This is a genomic window from Psychroflexus salis, assembly GCF_014640175.1.
In the GTDB taxonomy this organism is placed as follows: domain Bacteria; phylum Bacteroidota; class Bacteroidia; order Flavobacteriales; family Flavobacteriaceae; genus Psychroflexus; species Psychroflexus salis.
Window position 1 is genome coordinate 1 of the sequence record NZ_BMGL01000038.1, and the last position, 534, is coordinate 534.

The window sequence follows — 534 nt, forward strand, 5'->3', positions numbered from 1 at the left end:
GCATTTAACTCAAGAGCTGCTCCTTTTAGATCATGCTGAAAAAGAATTACTAAAGAATCATTTAATTGCTCAAACAGATGCCTTTGCACATATCTGGGAAGTGAAACATCCTGAAGTTTCAATAGGTGTTAATAAACAAAAACAGATTCACAAAAGTTTGTTAGGCTTAATAGATAAAAATGCAAATAAATCGATAAAGTTATCACAACAAGAAATGCTTCAACTAAAAAGCATTGAACACGAAGTTGATACGTTAAATTTCATTTTTGATAAAATTTTAGCGGTAAGCTTTTCAAATAAAACCAAATGGCATTCTAAAAATGATTTTAAATCTTTAGTAAATCAACTTAGTACATCTTCAAAAAACAGAAAGAAAAAACTTTCTATCCCAGAAAAAAAGAAGCTCCTTCAATTTGTAAAGAACAAACAAGTAACTGCTAAATCTTTATGGGAGTTTATACATCAGAATTTTAATTTTCCAGAAAACTTAGCCCAAGAAACAGACGAGTTTATACATTTATTTGAAAAAGCTAA

The 534-nt window shown here is 28.7% G+C and carries 1 protein-coding gene; it reads left to right on the forward strand.

Annotated elements, in window-relative coordinates; all coding sequences use genetic code 11:
* Nucleotides 1–534, forward strand: a 534-nt coding sequence (locus IEV63_RS12960) for a hypothetical protein (protein ID WP_188407233.1), incomplete at both ends; no start/stop codon positions are given.